The organism is Bradyrhizobium sp. 192 (genome assembly GCF_023100965.1).
Taxonomy (GTDB): Bacteria; Pseudomonadota; Alphaproteobacteria; order Rhizobiales; family Xanthobacteraceae; genus Bradyrhizobium; species Bradyrhizobium symbiodeficiens.
In genome coordinates this window covers 4331409-4356756 of the sequence record NZ_CP064690.1, presented here as the reverse complement: position 1 = coordinate 4356756, position 25348 = coordinate 4331409, and the positions used below count along the sequence as shown (strand labels likewise).

Annotated in this window: 24 protein-coding genes; 9 read left to right on the top strand and 15 right to left on the bottom strand. The window is 65.0% G+C overall.

What is annotated here, in order from left to right; translation table 11 throughout:
* Positions 1-125: 125 nt before the first annotated feature.
* From IVB24_RS19815 to IVB24_RS19805, 3 genes are all read right to left on the bottom strand, one after another.
* On the bottom strand, positions 126-737 hold the full coding sequence (locus IVB24_RS19815) for a hypothetical protein (RefSeq protein ID WP_247768205.1): 612 nt from the start codon (positions 735-737) through the stop codon (positions 126-128).
* A gap of 161 nt (positions 738-898) precedes the next feature.
* Positions 899-2503 (bottom strand): IS1182 family transposase, encoded by a 1605-nt coding sequence (locus tag IVB24_RS19810; protein WP_247768203.1) that lies wholly within the window; start codon positions 2501-2503, stop codon positions 899-901.
* 666 nt (positions 2504-3169) lie between these two features.
* A protein-coding gene (locus tag IVB24_RS19805; RefSeq protein WP_247768201.1) for an IS3 family transposase occupies positions 3170-4323 on the bottom strand; the annotation gives its coding sequence in 2 pieces (ribosomal slippage) (positions 3170-4074 and positions 4074-4323; 1155 coding nt in all).
* A gap of 390 nt (positions 4324-4713) precedes the next feature.
* Here IVB24_RS19805 and IVB24_RS19800 point away from each other — a divergent pair.
* The 3 genes from IVB24_RS19800 (at position 4714) to IVB24_RS19790 (ending at position 7922) form a co-directional block, all read left to right on the top strand.
* Positions 4714-6054, top strand: a complete 1341-nt coding sequence (locus tag IVB24_RS19800) for a caspase family protein (protein ID WP_094974519.1) — start codon at positions 4714-4716, stop codon at positions 6052-6054.
* A 27-nt stretch (positions 6055-6081) separates the two neighbouring features.
* Entirely contained in the window at positions 6082-6579 is a 498-nt protein-coding gene (locus IVB24_RS19795; protein ID WP_094974520.1) for a hypothetical protein, read from the top strand.
* A gap of 131 nt (positions 6580-6710) precedes the next feature.
* Complete coding sequence (locus IVB24_RS19790) at positions 6711-7922, top strand: hypothetical protein (protein ID WP_247768197.1); 1212 nt, start codon at positions 6711-6713, stop codon at positions 7920-7922.
* On the opposite strand, the gene gmk is transcribed toward IVB24_RS19790, so the two are convergent.
* From gmk to IVB24_RS19745, 9 genes are all read right to left on the bottom strand, one after another.
* On the bottom strand, positions 7855-8514 hold the full coding sequence (gmk, locus tag IVB24_RS19785) for a guanylate kinase (RefSeq protein ID WP_094974522.1): 660 nt from the start codon (positions 8512-8514) through the stop codon (positions 7855-7857). The genes IVB24_RS19790 and gmk overlap by 68 nt on opposite strands.
* A 3-nt stretch (positions 8515-8517) precedes the next feature.
* Positions 8518-9405 (bottom strand): YicC/YloC family endoribonuclease, encoded by an 888-nt coding sequence (locus IVB24_RS19780; protein WP_094974523.1) that lies wholly within the window; start codon positions 9403-9405, stop codon positions 8518-8520.
* A 114-nt stretch (positions 9406-9519) separates the two neighbouring features.
* Positions 9520-10785 (bottom strand): endolytic transglycosylase MltG, encoded by a 1266-nt coding sequence (gene mltG / locus IVB24_RS19775; protein WP_247768195.1) that lies wholly within the window; start codon positions 10783-10785, stop codon positions 9520-9522.
* Between the two features lie 125 nt (positions 10786-10910).
* Positions 10911-12176 carry a beta-ketoacyl-ACP synthase II gene (gene fabF / locus IVB24_RS19770; RefSeq protein ID WP_166469579.1) on the bottom strand — a complete coding sequence of 422 codons (1266 nt, stop codon included), beginning with the start codon at positions 12174-12176 and terminating at the stop codon, positions 10911-10913.
* Between the two features lie 108 nt (positions 12177-12284).
* On the bottom strand, positions 12285-12524 hold the full coding sequence (locus tag IVB24_RS19765; RefSeq protein WP_008130699.1) for an acyl carrier protein: 240 nt from the start codon (positions 12522-12524) through the stop codon (positions 12285-12287).
* Between the two features lie 314 nt (positions 12525-12838).
* Entirely contained in the window at positions 12839-13576 is a 738-nt protein-coding gene (gene fabG / locus IVB24_RS19760; protein ID WP_247768193.1) for a 3-oxoacyl-[acyl-carrier-protein] reductase, read from the bottom strand.
* Between the two features lie 11 nt (positions 13577-13587).
* The gene (gene fabD / locus IVB24_RS19755) at positions 13588-14547 is read right to left on the bottom strand and encodes an ACP S-malonyltransferase (protein ID WP_247768191.1); all 960 of its coding nucleotides are present in this window, start codon (positions 14545-14547) and stop codon (positions 13588-13590) included.
* 186 nt (positions 14548-14733) lie between these two features.
* Positions 14734-15759, bottom strand: a complete 1026-nt coding sequence (locus tag IVB24_RS19750; protein WP_247768189.1) for a fatty acid desaturase family protein — start codon at positions 15757-15759, stop codon at positions 14734-14736.
* A gap of 3 nt (positions 15760-15762) precedes the next feature.
* Positions 15763-16464: a TetR/AcrR family transcriptional regulator C-terminal domain-containing protein gene (locus IVB24_RS19745; protein ID WP_247768187.1), complete on the bottom strand. Its 702-nt coding sequence runs from the start codon at positions 16462-16464 to the stop codon at positions 15763-15765.
* A gap of 333 nt (positions 16465-16797) precedes the next feature.
* Here IVB24_RS19745 and rpsF point away from each other — a divergent pair, with 333 nt between their 5' ends.
* The 4 genes from rpsF to rplI all read left to right on the top strand — a co-directional run bounded on the left by rpsF (position 16798) and on the right by rplI (position 19300).
* Positions 16798-17280 (top strand): 30S ribosomal protein S6, encoded by a 483-nt coding sequence (rpsF, locus tag IVB24_RS19740; RefSeq protein WP_247768185.1) that lies wholly within the window; start codon positions 16798-16800, stop codon positions 17278-17280.
* A 5-nt stretch (positions 17281-17285) separates the two neighbouring features.
* Entirely contained in the window at positions 17286-17525 is a 240-nt protein-coding gene (gene rpsR, locus IVB24_RS19735; protein WP_007592020.1) for a 30S ribosomal protein S18, read from the top strand.
* Between the two features lie 127 nt (positions 17526-17652).
* Positions 17653-18654 carry a DUF2232 domain-containing protein gene (locus tag IVB24_RS19730; protein WP_094974530.1) on the top strand — a complete coding sequence of 334 codons (1002 nt, stop codon included), beginning with the start codon at positions 17653-17655 and terminating at the stop codon, positions 18652-18654.
* 46 nt (positions 18655-18700) lie between these two features.
* Positions 18701-19300, top strand: a complete 600-nt coding sequence (gene rplI / locus IVB24_RS19725; RefSeq protein WP_094974531.1) for a 50S ribosomal protein L9 — start codon at positions 18701-18703, stop codon at positions 19298-19300.
* 36 nt (positions 19301-19336) lie between these two features.
* On the opposite strand, the gene IVB24_RS19720 is transcribed toward rplI, so the two are convergent.
* From IVB24_RS19720 to IVB24_RS19710, 3 genes are all read right to left on the bottom strand, one after another.
* On the bottom strand, positions 19337-19801 hold the full coding sequence (locus IVB24_RS19720; protein ID WP_094974532.1) for a PaaI family thioesterase: 465 nt from the start codon (positions 19799-19801) through the stop codon (positions 19337-19339).
* An 11-nt stretch (positions 19802-19812) separates the two neighbouring features.
* Positions 19813-20409: a TetR/AcrR family transcriptional regulator gene (locus tag IVB24_RS19715; RefSeq protein ID WP_094974746.1), complete on the bottom strand. Its 597-nt coding sequence runs from the start codon at positions 20407-20409 to the stop codon at positions 19813-19815.
* A gap of 108 nt (positions 20410-20517) precedes the next feature.
* The gene (locus tag IVB24_RS19710) at positions 20518-21489 is read right to left on the bottom strand and encodes a hypothetical protein (RefSeq protein ID WP_247768183.1); all 972 of its coding nucleotides are present in this window, start codon (positions 21487-21489) and stop codon (positions 20518-20520) included.
* A gap of 279 nt (positions 21490-21768) precedes the next feature.
* Here IVB24_RS19710 and IVB24_RS19705 point away from each other — a divergent pair, with 279 nt between their 5' ends.
* A complete protein-coding gene (locus IVB24_RS19705) occupies positions 21769-23019 on the top strand; it encodes a cyclopropane-fatty-acyl-phospholipid synthase family protein (protein WP_247768181.1) in 1251 nt (416 codons plus the stop codon).
* A 787-nt stretch (positions 23020-23806) separates the two neighbouring features.
* The gene (locus tag IVB24_RS19700) at positions 23807-25315 is read left to right on the top strand and encodes a replicative DNA helicase (RefSeq protein WP_247768179.1); all 1509 of its coding nucleotides are present in this window, start codon (positions 23807-23809) and stop codon (positions 25313-25315) included.
* Positions 25316-25348: the final 33 nt, after the last annotated feature.

The window sequence follows — 25348 nt, the reverse complement described above, 5'->3', positions numbered from 1 at the left end:
AGGGCGGAGCAATTCCTACTGATTGGTTTATCGCGTCCAGAATGGAATGCTCGAGTGCATGGCGCCACTCCAAGTATGGCGGATCATGCCTCCGGCTGATCCGGCATACGCAATCGCACCGATCGTCACCTGTCCGGAAAATTCACACCGATCTCCGTCACTACTGGCGCCCATTTCACCAGCGCCGCGCCATCCGACGCCGCCTTCACGCCGTCGCCGGAGAGCGACCTCGGCGCGCCTGTCTTGCCGCCGAAGCGGATCGTGACCGTGCAACCGCCTTGCAGCGGCCGGCTGAGCGCGCCGCCCTTCCAATCGGTGACGAAGCCGCCATAGTCCCATTCGAAGCCGCTGACGAGGAACGGCTTGCCGTTGGCCTTCTGCACGTCGGCAAGGCTGGATCCGATCGTGACGCCGGCGACATTCCAGACGTTCACCTTTCCCGCGTCGCGCAAGGTCAGGCCGGAGGCGCGTCCGGCCTTGTCGTCGGTGAAGGCGATCTCGATGCGACGGTCCCTCGCCTTCGGGAACAGCACGACGCCCTTGTATCGTTCGCCTTCGGCGCCAGGCAGATCCTGCACCACGGCGTCCTTGCCGTAGCGCTGCTTCAGGCTCCGCTCGGTATCGTCAGGGGCAACCGGCGCAGCGCAGCTGATCGGGCCCTCCCGCGGCGGCGCGCTTTGGGCGAATGCGCAGGACGCGAACAGGAGAAGAGCGGCGGCAGCGATCATGCGGGTCATCGGGAAGCAATGCCAATTTCAAGTACGAACGATGGTAGCCCCTGGGGATGATCCGGCACAATTAAAAGGATTGAAGAAAATCTAACATGCACCCGCGGCATAGCCGCGTTGGTGGCAGCGGTGACCCGTCGAGGCTGGGCAAGAATTGGTCGTTGGCCGTCCTAGGCGGTAGCGCACCGGGGAGTTGCGAGCGGAGGCCGAAATATTCGCCAGAACGTCGCTAGAGCGACCTTCATGCCCTGCAGGAGGGCTGCGAAGGGGCATCGGCGAGGAGCGAGCGTCTTTGCGAGCGCGGCCAAGAACGCGTCGAAGCTGAGGATGTTGAGCACGCGGGTGAAATTGTAGCAGAGTGCCATCAAGCTCCACTCGCCGCCAACCTTGTTGAAGCCGCGGACCAGGAAATGACGATAGCCGGCACGGCATTTGAGCGTGCCGAAGGGATGCTCGACGATGCCAGAACGACGGCGCATCAGCTCGCCTGCGCCCTGCATCCGTGCGCGATGACGCTCAAGAACGTCTTCATGCTCCCAGCGACCGATCGCCCGGTAGGCCGCGTTCGAGCCGAGGCAACGGACCTTGAGGGGACAGGTCCTGCAGATCGCCCCACGCGCCGCGTAGCGGATCTCGATGCGGCCACTGGTGTTCTTCTGCCTGCTCTTCATCGGATGTAGCAGTTGGCCGGCGGGACAACGGTAGGTGTCGGATACGCCATCATAGTTGAAGTCCTTGAGGACAAAGCGGCCTTGCTTCTCAAGCCGGGAGTTGCCCTCCGGCACCGGCACATAGGCCATGATGCCATCATCCTCACAGGCCTTCAGTTCGCGACTGCTGTAATAGCCCTCATCTGCCAGCACCTGCAGGGCCTTGACCTCAAGGGCTTCTTTTGCGGCCATGGCCATCGCATGTAGCTGGCCGACGTCGCTGCTGTCGTTCACCACCTCGCTGGCGACAATGAGCTTGTGCTTGTCGTCGACGGCGGTCTGCACGTTATAGCCTGCGACCCCTTGGCCGCTCTTGACCAGAAGCCGGGCATCCGGATCGGTCAGGGACAATTGCGTCTCGCCGTTCTCTTCCAACCGAGCAAGATCGGCTTGTGCGCGCGAGCGCTTGGCCATCAGCGCCGCGACCTTCGCGCCAAGGTCACCTCCACCTGCGCTGCCACCATCGGGCCCATCCTTGCCGGGCTTCTTGGCTTCCGCGGCATCATTGTCCTCGAGGGACTTGCCGTAAGCCTCGATCTCCTGGTCAAGTTTTGCGATCTGATCGGCAAGCCTCTTGCGCGTAAAGATACTAGCCTTGCTGGCGTCGCCATGGAAAAACGAGCCGTCAATCGCAGCAACGCTGCCGCCGACAAGACCAAGCTCGCGCATCAGCAGCACGAAGCTGCGGTTGGCCGCCTTCAGAGCCGCCCAGTTCTCCTTGCGGAAGTTGGCGATCGTCCGATAGCCTGGCTTCAATCCCTTCAGCAGCCAGATCAGTTCCAGATTGCGGCCAGCTTCCCGCTCCAACCGACGCGACGACCTGATTTGGTTGATGTAGCCGTAAAGGTACAGCTTCAGCAGATCGGCCGGATCGTAAGGCGGCTGGCCGACCCCTTCGGCCTTGCGATCAGCATGGCGAAAGCCGAGCTTGGCAAGGTCGAGGACGCCAACGAAGCTCTCGATCGCCCGGACCGGGTTGTCCGCCCCGACATAGTCCTCAACTCGCGCAGGAAGCAGACTGGGTTGCTCTCGGCTCTCGCCGGTCTTGAATGTGCGATTCGTCATGAACGGAATCGTACATCAACTCCCCAAAATGCCGAGTTCTTGCCCAGCCTCGTCGGGCAAAACACTCGGTCAAGCCCTCGCGTCAAAAATATTCCACTTTCCCGAATTTCGGATTTGTGGCACAGAGGCGCCATCCCGGCCCTACCAGAGGGGCGCTTCGCGATCGTCACGAGATGCGGGTTGGGGTGCGGTGGACGCGGTAGCGCCGGCGCGATTGCGGGGGGACAGGGCGGGCAACCGTGAGTCCCGGCGCGATGCGCATACGACACGGCGTGGTCACAGCGGTCTCATCGGGACCTGAGGGCGAGCACACGCAAGCCATCGGGATTTCGGCGGGACCGTCCGCGGACGGAGAAGTCGTGTGGTCCTGACGCCCGGGGTTCTGGCGTCAAGGCTTGCGGTGATGCGGCGGCCCGACCGGGCACGTGCATCAGCCATCCGCAAGGCGACGGGGGCAATAGTGCAACGCTCCCCGAGGAGAGCACGAAGGACACCGTTAAAACCATCCGCGCAGGGAAGGCCGGGCGACCGGCACACCTGTGGTCCACCCCGTGTGCGCTCTTATCGCCCACGGACCTGCGGGTGCCGCCGGCGCCCGGCCTTCCCTGCGCCCTTTGGTCTTCAAAGAGCGCGAAATGAGCTGCTGCCGGTTTGATGGACACCAGGTTAAGCTAATCCCACCTTACGCTCGAACTCAACGGGGCTGAGATAGCCGATGGTCGAATGACGCCGGACGGCGTTATAGAACCGCTCGATGTAGTCGAACACATCTGCTCTTGCCTCGTTCCTGGTGCGATAGGTCTTGCGCTCGGTGCGCTCGGTCTTCAACGACGAGAAGAAGCTCTCCATCGCCGCGTTGTCCCACACATTGCCGGATCGGCTCATGCTGCAAACGATCCCGCTGTCGGCCATCAGGCGCTGGAACTGTTCGCTGACGTATTGGCTGCCGCGATCGGAATGATGCATCAAAGCATCCGGGTTGCCGCGGCGCCAGACTGCCATCAACAGGGCATCGGCAACCAATTGCGCTGTCATACTAGAGCTCATCGACCAGCCGACCACACGGCGCGAGAACAGGTCGATCACGGCCGACACGTAGAGCCAGCCCTCGGCGGTCCAGATGTAGGTGAAGTCGGCGATCCACTTCTGGTTCGGCCGCTCAGCCACAAACTGACGATCCAGAAGGTTCGCCGGCACGTTCGCTATCTGCCGGTCGCCTTCGTCCTTCGGCAGGCGCCGGCGCCTTGGTCTCGCCCGCAAGGCCTGCAGGCGCATCAGCCGCTCGATTCGATGCAGGCCGCAGTCGACGCCGTCTGCCAGAAGGTCTCTCCAGACGCGCCGTGCGCCATAGGTCCGGTCGCTGGCAACGAAGCTCGCCTTGACCCTCTGGCCTACCGTCTCGTCGCTTCGGGATCTGGCGCTGGGCGATCGGTTCAGCCAGGCATGGAAGCCCGACCGCGATACGCCCATTGCTTCGCATAGCCATGCCACCGGCCAGATGGTCCGGTGCTTCGCGATGAAGCCGAACTTCATGTCGCTTCCTTCGCGAAGTAGGCAGCGGCCTTTTTTAGGATGTCCCGCTCCGCCTTCAGCTTGGTGACCTCGCGCCGCAGCCGCTCGATCTCCAATTGCTCAGGCTTCATTTGCCCGTGGCCGGGGAAGGCCTGAACGGGATCGGAGCCGAACTCCTTCACCCATTTGCGCAGCACGTTCTCATGAACCCCCAGGTCGCGGCCGGCTTGCGCCACCGACACCCCTCGTTCCCTGACAAGCTTGACCGCCTCGACCTTGAACTCTCGACTGAACTTCCGTCTCTGCATGACCACCTCCGGCTTCATGAAACACCCAATCTCGGTGTCCATCAAACCGGCAGCAGCTCAAAACGACCCGCAGAGCTCGGGCGAAACGCGCCGCGGGAATGCGAGCGCGCGTCTGCAAGTTGAATTGAAAGTTGGACAGCACCGACTGTGCACCTTGCTCCGTCATTGCGAGCGCAGCGAAGCAATCCAGACTGCCTCCGCGGAAACAATCTGGATTGCTTCGTCGCAAGAGCTCCTCGCAATGACGACTTGGAGAGCGAGCGTCACGCCCCGCTCTCGTGCCCCGGACGCAACGCATGCGTGTTGCGGCTTGTCCGGGACACGAGCCTGGCCCACTTTTCGGCGGCTCGGCGGGCTGATACACTGACGCCATTATTTTGGGGAATTTGGATGCGCGCGAGGATTTTCGATCGCGTTTTGGGGCTGGCGGCGCTGGCCTTGCTGGTCGTCACCGCACACCCGGCATCGGCCGAGAAGCGCATCGCGCTGGTGGTCGGCAACTCCGCTTACAAGAACATCACGCCGCTGGACAATCCCTCCAAGGATGCGAGCCTGATGGCGGAGACGCTGGGCCTGCTCGGCTTCACGCTGGTGGGCGGACGCGCCCAGCTCGATCTCGACAAGGGCGCGATGGACATCGCGGTGCAGAACTTCGGCCGCCAGGTCCAGGGCGCCGACGTCGCGCTGTTCTACTACGCCGGCCACGGCGTGCAGGTCGCCGGCTCCAACTATCTCGTGCCCGTCGGCGCCAATCCGACGCGCGAGGCCGACGTCGATTTCCAGATGACCGACGTCAACCTCGTGCTGCGCCAGATGCAGGGCTCGGGCACGCGGCTCAATCTCGTGATCCTGGACGCCTGCCGCAACAATCCGTTCGGCTCGCGCGGCTTGCGCGCCTCGGACGGCGGCCTTGCGCAGATGCGCGCGCCCGAGGGCACGCTGATCTCCTACGCGACGCAGCCCGGCAATGTCGCACAGGACGGCAGCGATGGTCACAGCCCCTATACGAAGGCGCTGGCGACGACGGTCCGGACCGCGGGCCTCGACGTGTTCCAGACCTTCAACCAGGTCGGCCTCGCCGTGAAGCGCGCCACCGCGGGCGCGCAGCAGCCCTGGGTGTCGTCCTCGCCGATCGACGGCACCTTCTATTTCGTCGCTCCGACCGAAACTGCCCCGCCGAAAATCGCGGCGATGCAGCCCGATCCCCTGCCGGCGGAGCGCCTGCGCGCGGATCCCGACCGCGTGCCCTTGCGCGATGCCGCCCTGCTCAGTGAGCTCAGCGAGCGGCTCTACGAGCTCAATTTCGACCCTGATACGCCCGACGGCCTGACGCGCGCCGTCACCAAGCTCCAGCAGCGGATCTCGATGACGCCGACGGGTGAAGCCACCGAAGGCCTGCTGCTGCGCATGCGCAAGATGGAGGATCTCAAGCCCTGGGGCTCGATCGTCTACGGGCCGGACAACAGCAAATGGGGCATCTCGTGGAACCACGCCTCGCGGCGCGCGGCGGTCGCCGATGCGCGCGGCAATTGTGCCGGCGCCAAATGCCCGATTGAGCTGTCCTTCTACGGGCGAAGCTGCGGCGCGTTTGCGATCTCCGACAAATCCTGGTCGCTGGTCCAGCGCGAGGGCGTGCAGCGCGCCAGGGATGCCGCGCTTGACGAATGCGGCAAGGCTGGCAAAGCTTGCCGCATTATCGGATCCGTCTGCGCCGACGGCTCCGGCCGCTGATACCATTTTGAATTTGGATATTTGCTCATGCCTGTTGTCGTCATCCGCACGATTGCCCTCGCCGTCCTCCTCACCGCCGCCATCGCCTCATCACCCGTCTTTGCGCAGTCCGGCAGCGCCGGCGGCTCGATCGGCAATGACGAAAAGTCGATGTCCGGCTCGCGCCAGGATCGCTCGGCCGAGCCGGCCGCGCCTGCCCGCCGGAGTAAGCCGGCGGCTGAGGAGCCACGCGCGTCGTCGCGGCGAAGCGGCGGAAGTGGCGGTGGCGGCGGCTTTGACGGCGCCTGGGTGGTTACCAGCGTCGGCTGCGGCGGCACCACGTCCGGCGCGGTCGTGGTCTCGTCGGGCAAGGTGATCGGCCAAGGTGTCACTGGCACCGTCAGCCCAAGCGGTTCGGTCAGCACGGTCGGTCAAGGCGACGGCGTGACCTTCACCGGCTCCGGACGCCTCGGTACCCGCAGCGGTTCCGGAACCTGGCGCCGCTCCGATGGCTGCGGCGGAACCTGGAGCTCGGCGAAGCAGTAACGCCGGAAAGACGTCCGATTTGGCTGTGGAACGGGCGCCCCGCAGGCCCAATTCAGGCCACATCCTCTCCGGATTTGCGGCTCATTGCCACCCAAGTCTTTGATGACAAAGGGCTGGTTAAGAGTTGCGTCATGCGTAACCGGGAGACCAGGATGGGCAACCGCACCGCAAAATTCGTATCCGCGCTGATCGGCGGCATCATTGCCGGCGTACCACTGGCTGCGGTGTCGCAGACCGCGCCGAACGCACCCGCCACGGCTAGTGCAGACGCCGACTGCCTTGCCTCGCCGAAGGGCGCCGCGCCGCAGGGGCAACACTGGTACTATCGTCTCGAGCGCACGACGAAGCGGCAATGCTGGTATCTGCGCGCCGAAGGCGGCAAGGTCACCCAGGCCGAGCAAGCGACGACCGACGCACCAACAACGGATCCAGCGCCGTCGCAGCAGCAGACGGTGCAAGACGCGCGAGCCGAATATCTGACGCCACGGAGTGGTGTCGCCTCCAGGACGTCGAATGCCGTCGCGCAGGCCACAACATCGACGCCGGCGCAACAGACGCCGGACCAAGCCACCGACAGCAGCCCGCAGCAACCTGCCGTCGCCACGCCCTGGCCCGATGTCTCGACCGCCGTCGCACCGCCGACGCCGCAGCCTGCTCCCATCACAGCCGCCGCGGCGCCGAGCGCCAAGCCGGCAAAGCCTCCCGCGCCGATGGCCCTGGCCGCGGCAGACAGCACTGCCGACAGACCGGTCGGCTCGTTGCAGATGCTGCTGCTCGTGATCGGCGGCGCGCTGGCGCTCGCCGGCCTGCTCGCCAGCGTCATCTACCGTCTCGCCCGCAGGCGCGTGCGCGTCCAGGTCGCCGAGCGCCGCGGGCGTTGGGACGATTGGGGCATGCAGGACCAGGACGAAAGCCGCGCGCCCTGGCTCGGTGCGACGCCGGACGCGCGACCGCGCCCGGTCGACTTCGATGAAGCGCGGCCGCAGCAGACCGCGCAGCTCGCGGCCTTCACCAGGGAGATCAGCAGGATCGCGGCGCAATCCGCCGCCGTTCGCAGCGAGGCCGCTGAACTCGACGAGGCCGACATCTTCGACGGCGCCTTCGAGATCGAAGCCGCGCCTCGGCTAGCGACCCGGAAGACCGGCGCCGAAAAGCCGGTCGCTCGCGACGAAGACCATCGCGATGAAAATGTGCAGATAGAGGATGCCGTCGACGTGGACGTGATCACCGCGATGCTGGAACGCCTGGCGACGCAAGGCCCGCGGCTGCCGCAGCCTAGCCCTGAAGCTGCCCTTGCAAACCTCGCACGAAACCAACGAGGCCAGTCCGCCGCTCGCGCTTGAGGCGCTCGGCCTTCAGGATCGACTGCACCTCGGCGAAGGCCTCGTCAACGTTGTGGTTGATGACGATGTAGTCGTACTCGGCCCAGTGGCTCATCTCGTGACTGGCGCGGCTCATGCGCTTGCGGATGACCTCGTCGGAATCCTGCGCGCGTGAATGCAGGCGCTTCTCCAGATCGGCCGCCGAGGGCGGCAGGATGAAGACGCTGACGACGTCGGCGCGCGCCTTTTCGCGCAGCTGCTGCGTGCCCTGCCAGTCGATGTCGAACAGCACGTCCTGCCCGGCGGACAGCGCGGCCTCGACGGGGCCACGCGGCGTGCCGTAGCTGTTGTCGAACACGGTGGCCCATTCCAGCAGTTCGTCGCCCTTCACCATCGCCTCGAAGCGCGGCTTGTCGACGAACAGATAGTCCTTGCCGTCGACCTCGCCCGGCCGCTTCGGCCGCGTGGTCGCCGAGACCGACATTTTCAGGCCGGACATCCGGTCCATCAGAAGACGCGACAGCGTCGTCTTGCCCGCGCCCGAGGGCGAGGACAGCACGAACATCAAGCCGCGCCGCTCGACACCGTCAGTTCCGTGACCGCCGCTCGTCATCGATCACTCCAGATTCTGGACCTGCTCGCGGAACTGCTCGACCACGTTCTTCATGGCGAGCCCCGTGTTGGTCAGCTCGATGTCGTTCGACTTCGAGCAGCAGGTGTTGACCTCGCGGTGGAACTCCTGCGCCAGGAAGTCGAGCTTGCGGCCGATCGGGCCGCCCTTGCCGATCAGCTCGCGCGCCTGCGCGATGTGGGACGCGATGCGGTCGAGCTCCTCGCGGATGTCGGCCCTGGTGGCGATCAGGATCGCCTCCTGCATCAGGCGGTCGGAATCGAAACGGTCTGAGGTGTCGAGCAGGCTCGCGATCTGCTCGGCAAGCCTCGCCTTGATCGCCTCCGGCTTGCGACCGGGCGAGCCTTCCGCCTTCTTCGCCAGTTGCTCGACCTCGTCGACCCGCTGGGTCAGGATCTGCCCGAGCGAGGTGCCCTCGCGCTTGCGCATCTCGACGAGTTCGGCGAGCGCCTTGTCGAAGGCCTCGGCTGCGGCAACACGCGCGGCCGTGTCCTCCTCCTCGTCGCCCTCGGGCTCGGCGACCTCGATCACGCCCTTGATGGCAAGCAGGCCGTCGACGCTCGGCGCCACCGCGTCGACCTTGCCGGCGATGACGGCGGCGGCCTTCAGGACGGCATTGAGCACGTCCTCGTTGACGCGAACGGTGGCAGCGGCGTTGGCGCGCTTGACGGTGAGATTGGCGTAGACGGTGCCGCGCGACAAGAGCTCGCCGGCGCGCTTCTTGGCGTGGGCCTCGAGCTCGTCGAACCCCTGCGGCAACCGCACCCTGAGGTCAAAGCCCTTGGCGTTGACCGATTTCAATTCCCACTCGAACGTGTACGGCCCGCTTGCGCCGTGGCTTCGGGCAAAGCCGGTCATGGACGACAGCGCCATCAGGTCAAATTCTCCAGAAACACGGGATTCGCGAGGCATCAAGCCACGCGAAACTTAAGACTATTTTGCAGGAAAGTGGAATCCGCAAAGTCCGCGGGCAGGTCTGCAGCGCGCCTAGCGCTGGACCACCGGTGGCGAGGGTTGCACCGCGCCCTGCCGCGCTGGCGCCGCGGGGCGCGCCGCCGGCGGCTTCTTCTGCTGATTGGGGCGCGCCGGCGTCGTCGCCGTCGGCGTATCGGCAGTTCCGGGGGCGGCGGCGGGCGGCGGCGCATCCTCGGCCGGCTCCACCGTGTCGTTCTGGATCTGCTTCTCCATCGCGCGGAGCTTGGCGACGTTCTTCTGGTGCGCGTCATAAGTCTCGGTGAAGGCGTGCCCGCCGGTACCGTCGGCGACGAAGAAGAGGTCGCGGGTGCGCGCCGGATTGGCGGCGGCCTCCAGCGAGGCGCGGCCGGGATTGGCGATCGGACCCGGCGGCAGGCCCTCGATCACATAGGTGTTGTAGGGCGATGGCTGCGTGATCTCGCTGCGCTTGATCGGCCGGCCCAGCGTGCCCTTGCCGCCGACGAGGCCGTAGATGATGGTCGGGTCGGACTGCAGCTTGATCCGCTGCTTCAGCCGGTTGGTGAACACCGCGGCGACACGGCTGCGCTCGTCCGGCTTGCCGGTTTCCTTCTCGACGATCGAGGCGAGCGTCACCAGCTGCTCCGGCGTCTTGACCGGAATGTCCTGATTGCGACGTTCCCAGATCTCGCCGAGCACACGCTTGTGCGCCTGCTGCATGCGCTGGATCACCTGCTCGCGCGGAGTGCCGCGCGGGAATTTGTAGGTCTCGGGCAACAGCGTGCCCTCGCGCGGCAACTCGCGCACGCTGCCGGTGAAGATGTCGTTGTCGGACAGGCGTGCCACGATCTGCTCGGAGGTGAGCCCTTCCGGAATCGTGACGGCATGCTGCACCACCTTGCCCTCGACGATGGTGGCGATGACGTCGCGGAGCGAGGCGTTCTTCTGGAACGAATATTCACCCGGCTTGAGGTCCGAACTCGCCTTCAACGCGGCGACGCTGGCGATGAACACCCAGGGATTGACGTCGGTGACGCCTTCCCGGTTCAGCGTCTCGGCGATGTCGCGCTTGCCCGCGCGCTGCGGGATATTGACGATCTTGTCGTCCTTCAACGGCCCGGGCGCTTCCAGCACCTGCCGGCCGTAATAATAGACGCCGCCGGCGCCGAGCATGGCGACCAGCAGAAGGGTGATGATGGCGTTACCGACGACCACGAAAGGATTGCGCGCACGCTCCGACCGCTTCGGCGGCGGCGGGAGCTGCTCGGGCTCGAGCGCTGCCCGCGGACTCCGGGGCGAAATGGGCGGCCTTTCACTCATCAAAACAACCTGAATCCTGCCGGTTCAATCGCGGCCCGACAATCGCTTGCCCTGCCAAATGCACGCGCCCACTTCCATGACTATCGCCGAATACGGCAAAACGGTGGATTCGTCTCAAACTCAAACTAACTGACCAAACGCCGGAGGATCACCGACGCATTGGTACCGCCAAAACCAAACGAGTTCGACAAGGCGACGTTGACCTCTCGCTTCCTCGCCGTGTGCGGCACGAGATCGATCGCGGTCTCCACCGACGGATTGTCGAGGTTGATGGTCGGCGGCACGACATTATCGCGAATCGCGAGAATGGCGAAGATCGCTTCGATCGCACCGGCCGCGCCGAGCAGATGTCCCGTCGACGATTTGGTCGAGGACATCGCAACCTTGGAGGCGGCATTGCCGAGCAGACGCTCGACGGCACCGAGCTCGATCTCGTCGCCGAGCGGCGTCGAGGTGCCGTGCGCGTTGATGTAGTCGAGATCGGAGGCGGTCAGGCCGGCGCGCTTGAGCGCGGCCGACATGCTGCGGAAGCCGCCATCGCCATCGGGCGCCGGCGACGTGATGTGATAGGCATCACCCGACAGGCCATAGCCGATCACCTCGGCATAGATCCTGGCGCCGCGGCGCTGGGCGTGCTCGAGCTCTTCCAGCACCAGGACGCCGGCGCCCTCGCCCATCACGAAACCGTCGCGGTCCTTGTCGTAGGGTCGCGAGGCCTTCTCGGGTGTGTCGTTGAATCCGGTCGAGAGCGCACGCGCGGCGTTGAAGCCGGCAATGCCGATGCGGCTGATCGGCGATTCGGCGCCGCCTGCGACCATCACGTCGGCATCGCCCAGCGCGATCAGGCGCGCGGCATCGCCGACGGCATGTGCACCGGTCGAGCAGGCAGTGACCACCGAATGGTTCGGTCCCTTCAGCCCGTGCTTGATCGAGACGTAGCCGGAGGCGAGATTGATCAGGCGGCCCGGAATGAAGAACGGCGACACCCGGCGCGGCCCGCGTTCCTTCAGGAGGATCGCGGTCTCGGCGATACCGCTGAGGCCACCGATGCCGGACCCGATCATGGTTCCGGTCGCGCATTTGTCCTCTTCGGACTCGGGATGCCAATTGGCATCGTCGAGCGCCTGGCCCGCAGCCGCCATGCCGAAGATGATGAAGTCGTCGACCTTGCGCTGGTCCTTCGGCTCCATCCAGATATCGGGATTGAAGCTGTCGTTGGTGCCGTCGCCGCGCACGACGGTGCAGGCGTATTTGGTCTGCAGATCGGAGACGTCGAAGCTCTCGATCCTGCGCGCACCGCTTTCGCCGTTGAGGATGCGTTTCCAGGTCGGCTCGACGCCACAGCCGAGTGGCGAGACCATGCCAAGACCCGTGACGACAACCCGCCTCATATCCGAAAACTCCGCATCGAAAGATTCACGGCCAATAACAAGAAACCGGCTGACCGCTGGGAAGCGGCCCGTCCGGTTTCAATGTTGTCCCCGCGAAAAAGAAGAGCCTTAGCTCTTCGCGTTCTTCTCGAGAAATTTCGTGGCGTCGCCGACGGTGAGAATCGTTTCCGCGGCATCGTCCGGAATCTCGCAACCGAATTCTTCTTCGAACGCCATCACCAGTTCGACGGTGTCCAGACTGTCGGCGCCGAGGTCGTCGATGAAGCTCGCTGCGTCGACAACCTTCTCGGGTTCAACACCAAGGTGTTCGACCACGATCTTCTTAACCCGTTCGCCAATGTCACTCATTGCATAACCTCGTGTTGTTCCCTGTAGACCCGACCCCCCGGGACGATACGAGCCGTCGTGGTCGCGTTACTTGCCTTCGCTTACGAACTTTGATTTGGCCCCATGCTAACCGATACAGGACCCGGCGAACGTCGGCCAAGGCTCCGCATCGCCAATATACAGGGTTTCAAAAACCTGCAATGGCGTTCTTTGCCCATCCGTTGAAGGTCCGGTTAGCATACTTCAATTACCTTGACTACAAGCCTCATTTCGCTCCGGAAACGGCCGTTTGCCGCATTGGGCGCCGCCCCTGTGGGGCAGTGCCGAACGAGACGTCAGATCATGGCCATACCGCCGTTGACGTGGATGGTCTGCCCGGTGACGTAGGCGGCTTCGTTTGAACTCAGGTAGACGGCGGCCGCGGCGATGTCCTCGGGCGTCCCCAGCCGGGCGGCCGGAACCCTGGTCAGAATCGTTTCGCGCTGCTTGTCGTTGAGCGCATCGGTCATCGGCGTCTTGATGAAGCCCGGCGCGATGCAGTTGGCGGTGACGCCGCGCTTGGCGTATTCGGCCCCCAACGTCTTGATCATGCCGATCAGGCCCGCCTTCGACGCAGTATAGTTGCCTTGCCCGGGATTGCCGGTAACGCCGACCACCGAGGTGATGGCGATGATGCGGCCGAAGCGCTTGCGCATCATCAGCTTGGTGGCGGCGCGCGCCAGGCGGAAAGTCGAGGTCAGATTGATGTTGATGACCTCCTCCCAATCCTCGTCACGAAGCTGCACGAAGAGATTGTCGCGGGTGATGCCGGCATTGGCGATGAGGATGTCGACCTGTCCCATTGCCGCTTCCGCAGCAGGCACCAGCGCCTCGACCTCGTCGGCCTTGGAGAGATTGCAAGGCAGTACAAAGGTACGCTCGCCGAGCTTGCCGGCAAGCTCATCCAGCACTTCCTTGCGCGTTCCTGAGATCGCGACGGTCGCGCCCTGCGCATGCAGCGCCTGCGCGATCGCGCTACCGATGCCGCCGGTCGCGCCGGTGACGAGCGCTTTTTTGCCAGTCAGATCGAACATCGACAACTCCCCTAGCCCTGCTTCGCGGCGGCCAATGCATCCTTGGCGGCAGCAATATCGTTCGGTCCGCCCACGGCAACGCCGACGGCGCCGTCGGCAATACGTTTGACGAGTCCCGTCAGCACCTTGCCGGCGCCGATCTCGAAGAAACGGGTGACGCCCTGCCCTGCCATATAGGCAACCGACTCGCGCCAGCGCACCGTGCCGGTAACCTGCTCGACCAGCCGGCGGCGGATCTCGTCGGGATCGATGATGGCGCTCGCCAGCACGTTCGATACCAGCGGCGCAGCCGGCGCCTTGATCGTGACCTTCGAGAGCGCTTCCGCCATGGCGTCGGCGGCGGGTTGCATCAGCTTGCAGTGGAACGGGGCGGAGACCGGCAGCAACATCGCGCGCTTGGCGCCCTTGGTCTTGGCGATCTCGACGGCGCGATCGACCGCAGCCTTGTCGCCGGAGACAACCACCTGCCCGCCGCCATTGTCGTTGGCGGCCTGGCAGACCTGCCCCTGCGCCGCCTCGCCGGCGACCGCCATGGCGGCCTCGTAGTCGAGCCCGAGCAGAGCGGCCATCGCGCCGGCGCCGACCGGGACGGCCTTTTGCATTGCGAGACCGCGAGTGCGAAGCAGACGGGCGGTATCCGAAACCGTCACGCTGCCGGCTGCTGCCAGCGCCGAATATTCACCGAGCGAGTGGCCGGCTACGAAGGCGGCATCCCGCCCCACGGAAAAATCTGCTTCAGCTTCCAACACACGTAGGGTGGCGATCGAAACCGCCATCAGCGCCGGCTGGGCATTCTGGGTGAGTTGAAGGGTTTCGGCCGGACCATCCCAGATGATCGCCGTCAGCTTCTCTCCGAGCGCGGCATCGACCTCGTCGAACACGGCACGCGCGACCGGAAAAGCGTCGGCCAAGGCCTTGCCCATGCCGACCGCCTGGGAACCCTGCCCAGGAAATGTGAATGCAGCCGTCATCGGCGCTCCCTGCTTGTCGGGCACGATCCGTTCGAGGACCGGCAGCCGATTACACGCGGCCTTTACGCACGGCCCTGGGCCATGGTTCCGGATCATGCTCCAAAGGGGGCCGTAGACACTGTCAGGGGCCGGACTGTCAAGCCGCGATGGAAATCCTGGCTGGCATTCAACTGGGGATACGTCCCGTCAAAATCCACCGGCGGTCTGGTTGGCATCGACCTCCGCTCCAGCCTGCGCACGGCGCGCGCTGCTCGCCAACTGCCCCGGCCGATCCTCCCTGTCAGGCCTTGCCGTCGCCAGCCGCAGCACCGCTGCGTAGTTCGGCTGCACCTCCATGCGGCCGGCGTGCCGGCTCTCGCTCAGCAGGCGATGGACCTTCGGCAGATTGTAGCAGGGCACGTAGAACAGCAGATGATGCTCGAGGTGATAGTTCACATAGTATGGAGCGATGAACAGGCGCTCGAAAACATTGGCATGCGTCGTGCGGGTGTTGCGCAAGGGATCGCTGCTGTCGGGGACGACGGCATGCTCTGCAATGTTACGGATGCGGGTGATGACCATCATCCAGGTCAGAAGCGGCACCAGCCACAGCAGCGGATAGGCCCACCACACGCCGGCCGCCGCGAGTGCTGCGAACATCACAGCGTTGAGCAGGCATTGCGGGCCGAGCTTCTCCCAAAAATGCGCCGCGCACTGGCGCCACGGCCAGTCCTTCGGACCGAGCGCGTTGAGCAGCTGTGCCTTGCGCTGCTGGTAGCCGGTCTGTCCGGTGATGTCGCGAATGAACTTGCGGCGATAGCTCAGCTTCGTAATTGGAAACGGCGCCGACAGCACGAGATCCGGATCATCTTCCTGCTGGGTGCGCGCATGGTGCTGAAGGTGGTAACGCCGGTAGCTGCGCGTCTCAGCAAACAGCGGATAGGCGCAGAACCACTGGCTCAGGGCCAGATTGGTTTTCTCGTCGGCGGACAGACAGCCATGCGCGCCATCATGCATCAGGATCGCAAGGCCCAGCTGGCGCGAACCGATGATCGCGACGGCGAGGACATAAGTGACCGGATTGGGCCACCACGCGACCAACGCGATGGCACCGATGATGAGTGCCCAGGCGTGCGCGATCAGTGCGACGCCTTTCCAGGTCACACGCTGGCGCACGTCGGCAAGCTGGTCGTCGGTCAGGAAATCGCGGGCACGCATGCGAAGCGCGGTCATGGCCTAGCCTTCCTCGTTCGAATTGCTTGCTGCGTCTTCGACGAGGCGCAGACGTGTCGTGTCGCCGGTGGATTTCGCCTGCTCGCCGAGCACGCGCAGCATCTCGGCGCAGAGCGCCTCGGGCGAACGCCCCATCGCATAGCCTTCGAGCATGATTCCGATCGCAACGGCCCAGAACCGCCGCGAGCTTTCGTCGGGCGCGCGCAGCGAGCGCCAGCCGTGCCGCACCATCTGGCTCGCATAGGCGCGCGCGCCTTCGCCGTGCAGGCGTTCGATCGTGCGCTCGACCAGCGGCGCGAGATCCTGGCGGCGCCGCGTCAATGTCAGCGCTTCGGCGAAGAACGCCACAGAATCGCTCGCCGTCACGGTCTGCGCCAGCGCATGCGTGTAGTCCCGCGGCGTGCGCGCATTCAGCGCCGCCTGCTCCGTCGCACGCGCCAGATACAGCAGTTCGCGGCAGGCGCATTCGACGAACAGCGCCTCCTTGGTGCGGAAATAGTAGGTGATCTGGCTCGGAAATGCGTCCGCGGTCGCCGCGATGTCGGCGATCGCCGTACCCGACAGTCCCCGCTCCCGGAACAGCGGGCTTGCCGCATCCAGCAGCAGCGAGCGCATCTTGCGGCCGGCCGACCGTGTGGCCCGCGCGGCGTGCTTGGGATCGCCCGCCGAAGCCTCGAACGAAGCGTGGACCGACTCACCCGTCATCAGAACCTCCCGATCCATTATTTGTATGCCATACAAACAAATAGATCAAGCCGGTATGGGGTGGGTCTGGCCGCCTCTCCGGTATCGTCTGGCCCAAAACGAGGCGTTCAAACCTTGCCAAGCCGGCCAAAATCCGTATAAGGCGCGCATCCGCAGACCCCGGCCGGGAGCTGAACGGACGGTCTCAGCAAATCATTCGTGATTTTGGTGTGGCAGGGCCAGTCGGCCCGTCGTCCCGTGTTTCCGCCTTCTGAGCTTAATCCCAGAGTCCTTTCCGAAGGCCTCTTAAGGGCTTGACGCCGGGCGATGCGCCAACATGAGGAAAGGACCACCATGGCTCTTTATGAGCATGTCTTTCTCGCGCGTCAGGACGCGAGCACGCAGCAGGTCGAAGAACTGACTGCGCAGATGACCGGTATCGTCGAGGGTCTCGGCGGCAAGGTCACCAAGACCGAGAATTGGGGCGTACGCTCCCTCACCTACCGCATGAACAAGAACCGCAAGGCGCACTTCGTGCTGCTCAACATCGACGCGCCGTCCGCGGCGATCGCCGAGATCGAGCGCCAGGAGCGCATCAGCGAAGACGTGATCCGCTATCTCAGCGTCCGCGTCGAGGAGCTTGAGGAAGGCCCCTCCGCGATGATGCGCAAGGCCGACCGTGACCGCGAGCGTGACGACCGTGGCGGTGGCTTCCGTGGCGACCGCGAGGGTGGTTTCCGTGGCGGCGATCGTGAGGGTGGCGGCTTCCGCGGTGACCGCGGTCCGCGCCGTCCGCGCGAAGAAGCTGAAACCACGACCACGACGGAAGGGGAGTAAGAACAATGGCTGAAGCTGGTGCACGCCGCCCGTTTTTCCGTCGTCGCAAGAGCTGCCCGTTCACGGGCGCCAATGCTCCCAAGATCGACTACAAGGACTCCAAGCTCTTGATGCGTTACGTCTCCGAGCGCGGCAAGATCGTGCCGAGCCGCATCACCGCGGTGTCCGCGAAGAAGCAGCGTGAGCTCGCCCGCGCCATCAAGCGCGCGCGGTTCCTGGGCCTGCTGCCCTACGTCATTCGCTAAGACGAATTCAGCCGGCGGCGACATCGCCGCCGGCTGCACTCTTTAATCTCATAAGGCTTCCGGGTCGTCCGGTCGCCGATGGTTGGGGCGAAACGCCTCTAACCGCTCGAAGGGAGCGGGACAGCTGATGATGGCCTTTGTGCTCATAGCCCTGATCGCCGGCGCTGCGTCGGCCCTGATGTTCGCCTCGATCATTTCGGGCGCGCTGATCTCGCTCGTCCTGTTCTATCTCGCACCGCTGCCGCTGATGGTCGCCTCGATCGGCTGGGGACCGCTTTGCGCGAGCCTCGGCGGCATCGCCGCTGCGATCGGCCTCGGTGCCCTGTTCGGCCTGCCCTATTGCATCGCCTTCGCCGTCACCGTCGCGCTGCCGGCGTGGTGGCTCGGCCATCTCGTCCTGCTCAGCCGTCCCGTGGGAAACGTCGCCATGGGAGAGGTTGCCGTGGGACAGCCCGCGCCCAAAGCCGCCGCGCCCGCCGAGCCTGAGCTCGAATGGTATCCGGTCGGCCGCATCCTGCTGTGGCTCGCGGGCTTCGCCACGCTGACCACGATCGCCGCCCTGCTCACGCTCGGGACCGACGCCGAGGCCATCATCGGCACGCTGCGGCGCGGTCTGATGCGCATGCTCCGGGCCACCGACCCGCAAAGCTCCGGCGAGGCCGGTCAGTTCGTCGACGCGCTGGTGCGGATCGCACCGGCCGGGGCCACCATCATCGCGATGATGACGCTGACCCTCAACCTCTGGCTCAGCGCCAAGATCACGGCGACCTCGGGCCGGCTACGGCGCCCTTGGCCGGACATGAAGACGGCGGAGCTGCCGCCGATGACGCTGGTGGCGCTGTGCATCGCGCTCGCCTTCTGCTTCACCGGCGGGCTGCTCGGGATTGCCGCACAGATCACCGCGACCGCGCTGATGATGGGCTATGCGCTGACCGGCTTTGCCGTGCTGCATACGCTCACGCTGGCGCTGAAGAGCCGCACGTTCTGGCTCGGCTCGACCTACGCCGTCGTGGTCGTGTTCGGATGGCCGGTGATCGCGATGGTGATCCTCGGCATGGCGGACGCAATGTTCGGCTTCCGCGAGCGCTTCCTGCGCAGCCGGCAGCCGCCGCCACTGCCAACCGCTTAAGTTCAAGTTCGAAAATCCAAACTCAACACTTCAAAGGAGAACGAATATGGAAGTCATTTTGCTGGAACGCGTGAGCAAGCTTGGCCAGATGGGCGAAGTCGTGAAGGTTCGCGACGGCTATGCCCGAAATTTCCTGCTCAAGCGTGGCAAGGCGCTGCGCGCCACCGCCGACAACAAGGCCAAATACGACGGCATGAAGGCCGACCTCGAAGCTCGCAACCTGCAGAGCAAGGGCGAGGCGTCTAAGGTCGCCGAGAAGATCGCGGGCAAGAACATCATCGTGATCCGTCAGGCCTCGGAATCCGGCCAGCTGTTCGGCTCGGTCAACGTGCGTGACATCGTCGTGGCGTTCGAAGCCGACGGCATCTCGCTGGCCCGCCCGCAGGTTCAGCTCGATGCGCCGATCAAGGTCATCGGCAAGCGCTCGATCACCGTTGCCATCCACCCCGAGGTTGAGGTCGAGATCTCTGTCACGGTTGCGCGCAGCCAGGACGAGGCCGAGCGCATCAACCGCGGCGAGGACATCTCGACCCGCAACGAGGACCGCGACGCAGCCGCCGAGGCGATCGCCGCCGCCGGCGAGTTCTTCGATCCGGAAGCCGAGCAGGACGAAGCCGAGCCGGCGCCCGCTGCGGAAGAGAAGTAAGTCTCGCATTCCTATGCGAAGCGAAACCCGGTCGCCTCAGGCGGCCGGGTTTTTCGTTTTTGCGGCGACGTCCTCGCTCAACATCGCGATCGAGGCCAGCGCCGTTGCCGTGTGCTTCTCGACACCGTCGCTGACGCAGAATACGTCGGCCGCAACCACCGAGACCTGGCGGCCAGGCTTGATCACCCGGGCACGGCAGATCAGCTTCTCGCCGACCGCGGGTGACAACAGATTGAGCTTGTACTCCGCCGTCAGCGCCGGCTGGCCGCGCGAGGTGGCGGCTGCGATCGTCGTGGCGTTGTCGACCAGGAAGGCGGTGACGCCGCCATGGAAGAAGCCGTGCTGCTGCAGCAGCTCCGGCCGGCGATCCACGGCAATCGTGCAGGTGCCGCGCGACAATTCCGAAAGCTCGGCACCAACCAGGTTCATGAAGCCCTGCCGGCCGACATTGGCGTGGATGCGTTCGGCGACGGCTGCGAATTCGGGATCTGTGGCGCGCATGAGGCCTCTCCTTATGTCCTGTTGATGCGTTCGGGCGGTCGGAGCGCACGGCCGGCGCAGGCGATCAGCGTGTCGGCCTCGACGCGCGGATCGGCGCGGTCGCGTCCCGACAGGAAAGCGCGGCAGAAGATCTGCGCGGGACCGATGAGCTGGCTCACGAACATCACCGGCGTCATCGGCAAGAGCTCGCCGTTTGCAACCAGCGGCGCGCGCCAGCGCTCGATACCGTCGGCGAGCCGCGCATTCTGCGCGCGCTGGGCGTCGCGAACTTCCTCGCCCCACTCGCTCCGCGAAATCTCGAACAAATAGCGCGCCTCGCGCCGGCTGGTCACCACCCAGTCGAGATGGGCCCGGATCAGCCGATCGATGCCCTGCTCCGCATCGGGCACGGGATCGAGCGCGGCCAGCACCGCGGCGTGATAGTGCCGCAGGACCTCCAGGAACAGCGCACCGGCAAGCTCCTTCTTCGAGCCGAAGGCGTGGAAGAAGCTGCCATTGGAGGCGCGCGCCCGGGTGCGGATTGCGGCCACCGTCGCAGCTTCGAAGCCGACGCGGTCAAACACGATCAGCCCGGCTGCCAACAGGTCGTCCCGTACGCTCGCCGTCATCATGGCCTCCTGGAGCGTTACTCTAGAGTAATGCTCCAGCGGTGGTCAAGACGATGCGGAGGCCGCGATGAACGCGGCCTCCGCATATCGATCAGAAGACCAGCTGGCTTAGCGCGAGATCGGCGGCGCCGGCGGGCCGGAGGACTCGGCCGGCGCGACAGGCGGGGCTGCAGCAGTCGCGGGCGGTGCCGGCTGCTGCGGCTTGGCCGCCGGTTCGGAGCTGGCCGCAGGCGCGGCCGGCTTGGGAGCAGCCTCTTCCGCCGGTTTGGGTGCCGCCGGCTCGGCAGGCTTCGCGGCGGCCGGTGCAGCCGGCGTCACCGCCGGGACCGGATCGGGCCGCAGCGCCGGAGCTTCGCTGCCGCGGGGCTCGACCTTGGCGCTCTCGGGCTTGGTCTCGACGGGCTTCTCCGACGCCTTGTTGCTATCGGGCTTGGCCTCGTCGGGCTTCGGCTCGGGCTTGGACTCCGGCTTAGGCTCCGGCTTGGGCTCGCTCTTCTTCTCTTCAGTGGCCGGCGCGGCAGCATCGACCTTTGGGGCTTCCTCAGTGGCGGGCTTGGCGCGCCGCTTGCCCTTGCGTCCCTCGGGCGCGGCCTGGCCCTCGGGCTTCGTGCCCTCCTCGGCCGGACGTGCGGCACGCTTCTGGCGCGCACCTTCCGCTGTGGGAGCAGCCTCGCCGTCCGGCTTGGCGGCGTCCTGGGCGCGCGGGCGGCGGCCCTGATGCTCGGGATTGGAGCTGGCATCCTTTTCCCTGGCGCCGTCCTTCCTGTCCTTGCTGTCCTTGCCGTCCTTGGCCTGATAGCGCGTATCGGCGGCACCGTTGGAGACGAGATAGGAGGCGAGCACGCCCGCCATGTCCGAGCTCGTGGTGTAGTGCTGGCGCAGGAAGCCCGGCAGCGAGCCCGGCGCAACGGACTTCAGAAGTCCACGCGGGCTCTTGTGACAGGCATTGCAGGTCTGCGAGAAAATCTGGGACGGGGTTTTGCCGGCCTCGAGATTGGTCGCCTGCGCGAAAACGGAATCGGCCGCGCCGAAGCCGATCAGAAGCAATACCGTCGCGAGGCTGAGCGCTCGGCTCGACATTCCCATCATCTCCATTGAATTCCGAGAGGTGCGGCCGGCATCGGGCGCGGCGGGGTCACCTTTTATCCGATTGGGCCACGAATGGAAGCAGGCACCACGCGCAAGAATGTGATTAAGCGGTTTGCGAATATCGGCTGTGAACTCAGCGCATTAGCGTAACCGATCCGCCCTCCCCAGATTTGGATGCAAACGCATAGGAACTGCCGCGTCACCCGGCGTCGGAAATGACAATGCCGGATCAGTCGCATCGTTTCGGGTTCGCCCGAGAGGAAGGTGTCGATGGACCGCTTGTTGCGTCGATTTCTCTCTCAATTCATCCGCCGCGGGTCGATGACGGTGACCGGCTCCAGTGGATCGAAATTCACCGTCGGCGACGGCTCTGGCGAGCCGGTCGCGGTACGCTTCGTCACCGCGGAGGCGGAGCGGAAGATCCTCCTCAATCCTGAGCTCGGGCTCGGCGAGGCCTATATGGACGGCGAGTTCGTCGTCGAGCACGGCACCATAGCTGATGCCCTCGCGATCCTGCTCGATCAACCCGACCTGTTGCCGCAATGGGCAAAACCCTGGTGGCACCTGCGTTACCTGACGCGGCATCTGAAGCAATTCAATCCGCGATCGCGCGCCCGCCACAACGTCGCGCATCATTATGATCTCGATGCCCGACTCTATTCGCTCTTCCTGGATGCCGACAAGCAATATAGCTGCGCCTATTTCGAGACGCAGGACGCGACGCTCGACGACGCGCAGCTCGCCAAGAAGCGGCACATCGCCGCCAAGCTGCTCGTCAAGCCCGGCCAGCGCGTGCTCGACATCGGCTCCGGCTGGGGCGGGCTCGGCCTCTATCTCGCGGAGATCGCGGGCGCCGACGTCACCGGCGTGACGCTGTCGAGCGAGCAGCTGCAGATCGCCAATGCGCGCGCGGCCGAAAAGCGCCTGGCGGCTTCCGCCAGATTCCTGCTCCAGGACTACCGCGACGTCGAAGGCCCGTTCGACCGCATCGTCTCGGTCGGCATGCTCGAGCATGTCGGCGCCCGCTTCTACGGCACCTATTTCCAACGCTGCGCCGAGCTGCTCCGCGAGGACGGCGTCATGCTGCTGCATTCGATCGGCCGCTCGCAGGGCCCGGACTCGACCAACCCCTGGATCGCCAAATACATCTTCCCCGGCGGCTACATACCGGCCCTGTCGGAGGTGCTGCCGGCGATCGAGCGCGCCGGCCTGCTGGTCTGCGATATCGAGATCCTGCGCCTGCATTACGCGGAAACGCTGAAGGCCTGGCGGGAACGTTTCATGGCGCGGCGCGAGGAAGCCGTTCAGCTCTACGACGAGCGCTTCGCCCTAATGTGGGAATTCTATCTGGCGGCCTGCGAGATGACGTTCCGCAAGCAGGCCATGATGAACTTCCAGATCCAGCTCACCCGGCGCCAGGGCGTGGTGCCGATGACGCGCGACTACATGCCGCGTGAAGAAGCCCGGCTGCGGGCGCGCGAAGGCGCGGCCAGGCCGAGGCTCAAATTGGCTGGTGAATAGAGTCTAGTGACGCAGGGTCGAAATCTGGCAGGAGCGGAAAAGGGCTGTTAACGCCAGTTGCGCACGCAGCTCGACGAGGACCTTGGGGTCGACAGGCTGGCGACGGATTTCGGGCCGTTCCGCGTGCTCCATGGCCGCAATCAGCCCCGAGAGCCAAAGCCGGCTGCCGGCCTCGCTCCGCCAAATCTGGTGCCGCCGTTCTGGCCGCATCGCCTGCCTCGTTCGCTGTTGGCGGATCGCGGGAGATAATTCCCTTCTCCGCTGCCTGTTCCGGTCGTACCCCGAAAGAATCCGGGGAGATGTGATCCAATTCACATAAGTCTGGTCGGGCCTGGCTTAGACCGTCGCCATGAGCAAAGAGACCCAAACCTCATTCGACGTGCAGGACGACCTCCGCACCGATTACGCCCTGATCGCCACCGGCGTCGGGGCGGCTCTGGTTGCGCTGGTCTACCTCCTGCTGGTCTGAAGGCGAGCCCAAAGCCGGCAGCGTGCGTCATTTCGCGCGCTTCTGGATTCGTCTGCGCGCCGATCCATAAGGTTCATTAAGGCTCAGGCCATAAGGCTCATGGTTTCAGGATTTTTCCATGGCGTGGGCGCGGCCGCTTCCTGGAGGGGCGCGAGTTCCGCAAAAATCCGTCAAGCACGGTGCGTGCTGCGAGCGTTAATCATCCACCATTTTAACTGAGCGGTTGATAGCGGTCAGCTTTCGCTTCCGCTTTCGCGTGCGGTGGCGCTTTATCCCGGCCCCGCATCCGCCCAACAAAATTGCTAAGCACGTCCGACCATGGCCCTGACTGATTCGAACGTCCTTAAACTCGCGCCCGAGCCCGGCACTCCCGCCTATCGGAGCGCTCCGCATAATATCGAGGCGGAACAGAGCCTTCTGGGCGCGATCCTGGTCAACAATGATGCGTTCTACCGTGTCTCCGACTTCCTCGAGCCGAAGCATTATTTCGAGCCGCTGCACCAGACCATCTACGAGACCGCCGCCAGCCTGATCCGGATGGGCAAGATCGCCACGCCCGTGACGCTGAAGACGTTCCTGCCCGCCGATACCGACGTCGGCGGCATGACCATCGGGCAATATCTTGCGCGTCTCGCGGCCGAAGCGACCACCATCATCAACGCCCAGGACTATGGCCGCACCATCTACGACCTGGCGCTGCGCCGCGACCTGATCGGCATCGGCGAGGACATGGTCAATGTCGCCTATGACGCCCCGGTCGATTTCGCGCCGCGCGCGCAGATCGAGGATGCCGAGCGCCGCCTCTACGAACTCGCCGAATCCGGCCGCTATGACGGCGGCTTCCAGAAATTCTCCCAGGCACTGGCGGTCGCGGTCGATCTCGCCGCAAAGGCGTTCCAGCGCGACGGCAAGCTGTCGGGCATCTCGACGGGCATGCGCGACCTCGACACCAAGATGGGCGGCCTGCAGCACTCCGATCTCATCATCGTCGCGGGCCGTCCCGGCATGGGCAAAACGTCGCTGGCGACCAACATCGCCTACAATGTCGCGCAAGCCTATGTTCCGGAACTCCAGGCCGACGGCACCATGAAGGCCGCCAATGGCGGCGTGATCGGCTTCTTCTCCTGCGAAATGTCGGCCGACCAGCTCGCCACGCGCATCGTGGCCGAGCGCACCGGCGTTCCCTCCTCCCACATCCGCCGCGGCGGCATCTCGGAAGCCGATTTCGAAAAGATCCGGGAGGTCTCGATCGAGCTGCAATCGCTGCCGTTCTATGTCGACGCGACCGGCGGCCTCTCGATCGCGCAGCTGATGGCGCGCGCGCGCCGGCTGAAGCGACAGAAAGGCCTCGACCTGCTGGTGATCGACTACATCCAGCTGCTGTCGGGCTCGGGCAAGCGGAGCGATAATCGCGTGCAGGAAATCACGGAGATCACGACCAGCCTGAAGGCGCTGGCGAAGGAACTCAACGTTCCCGTGATCGCGCTGTCGCAGCTGTCACGACAGGTCGAATCCCGCGACGACAAGCGGCCGCAGCTCTCCGACCTCCGTGAATCCGGCTCGATCGAGCAGGACGCCGACGTCGTGCTGTTCGTGTATCGCGAGGAATATTACCTCGCCATGAAGGAACCGCGCCCGGGCACGCCTGAGCACGAGAAGTGGCAGCTCGACATGAGTCTTGCGCACGGTAAGGCCGAGGTCATCATCGGCAAGCAGCGTCACGGCCCGACCGGCACCGTCGACCTGGCCTTCGAAGCCTCGATCACACGGTTCGGCGACCTCGCCCCTGACAGTCAGCTCCCGGTTCGCAGCGGCAACGACTATTGAGTTCCTTGAACAGGACCTGCCTCTTGCGTAAAA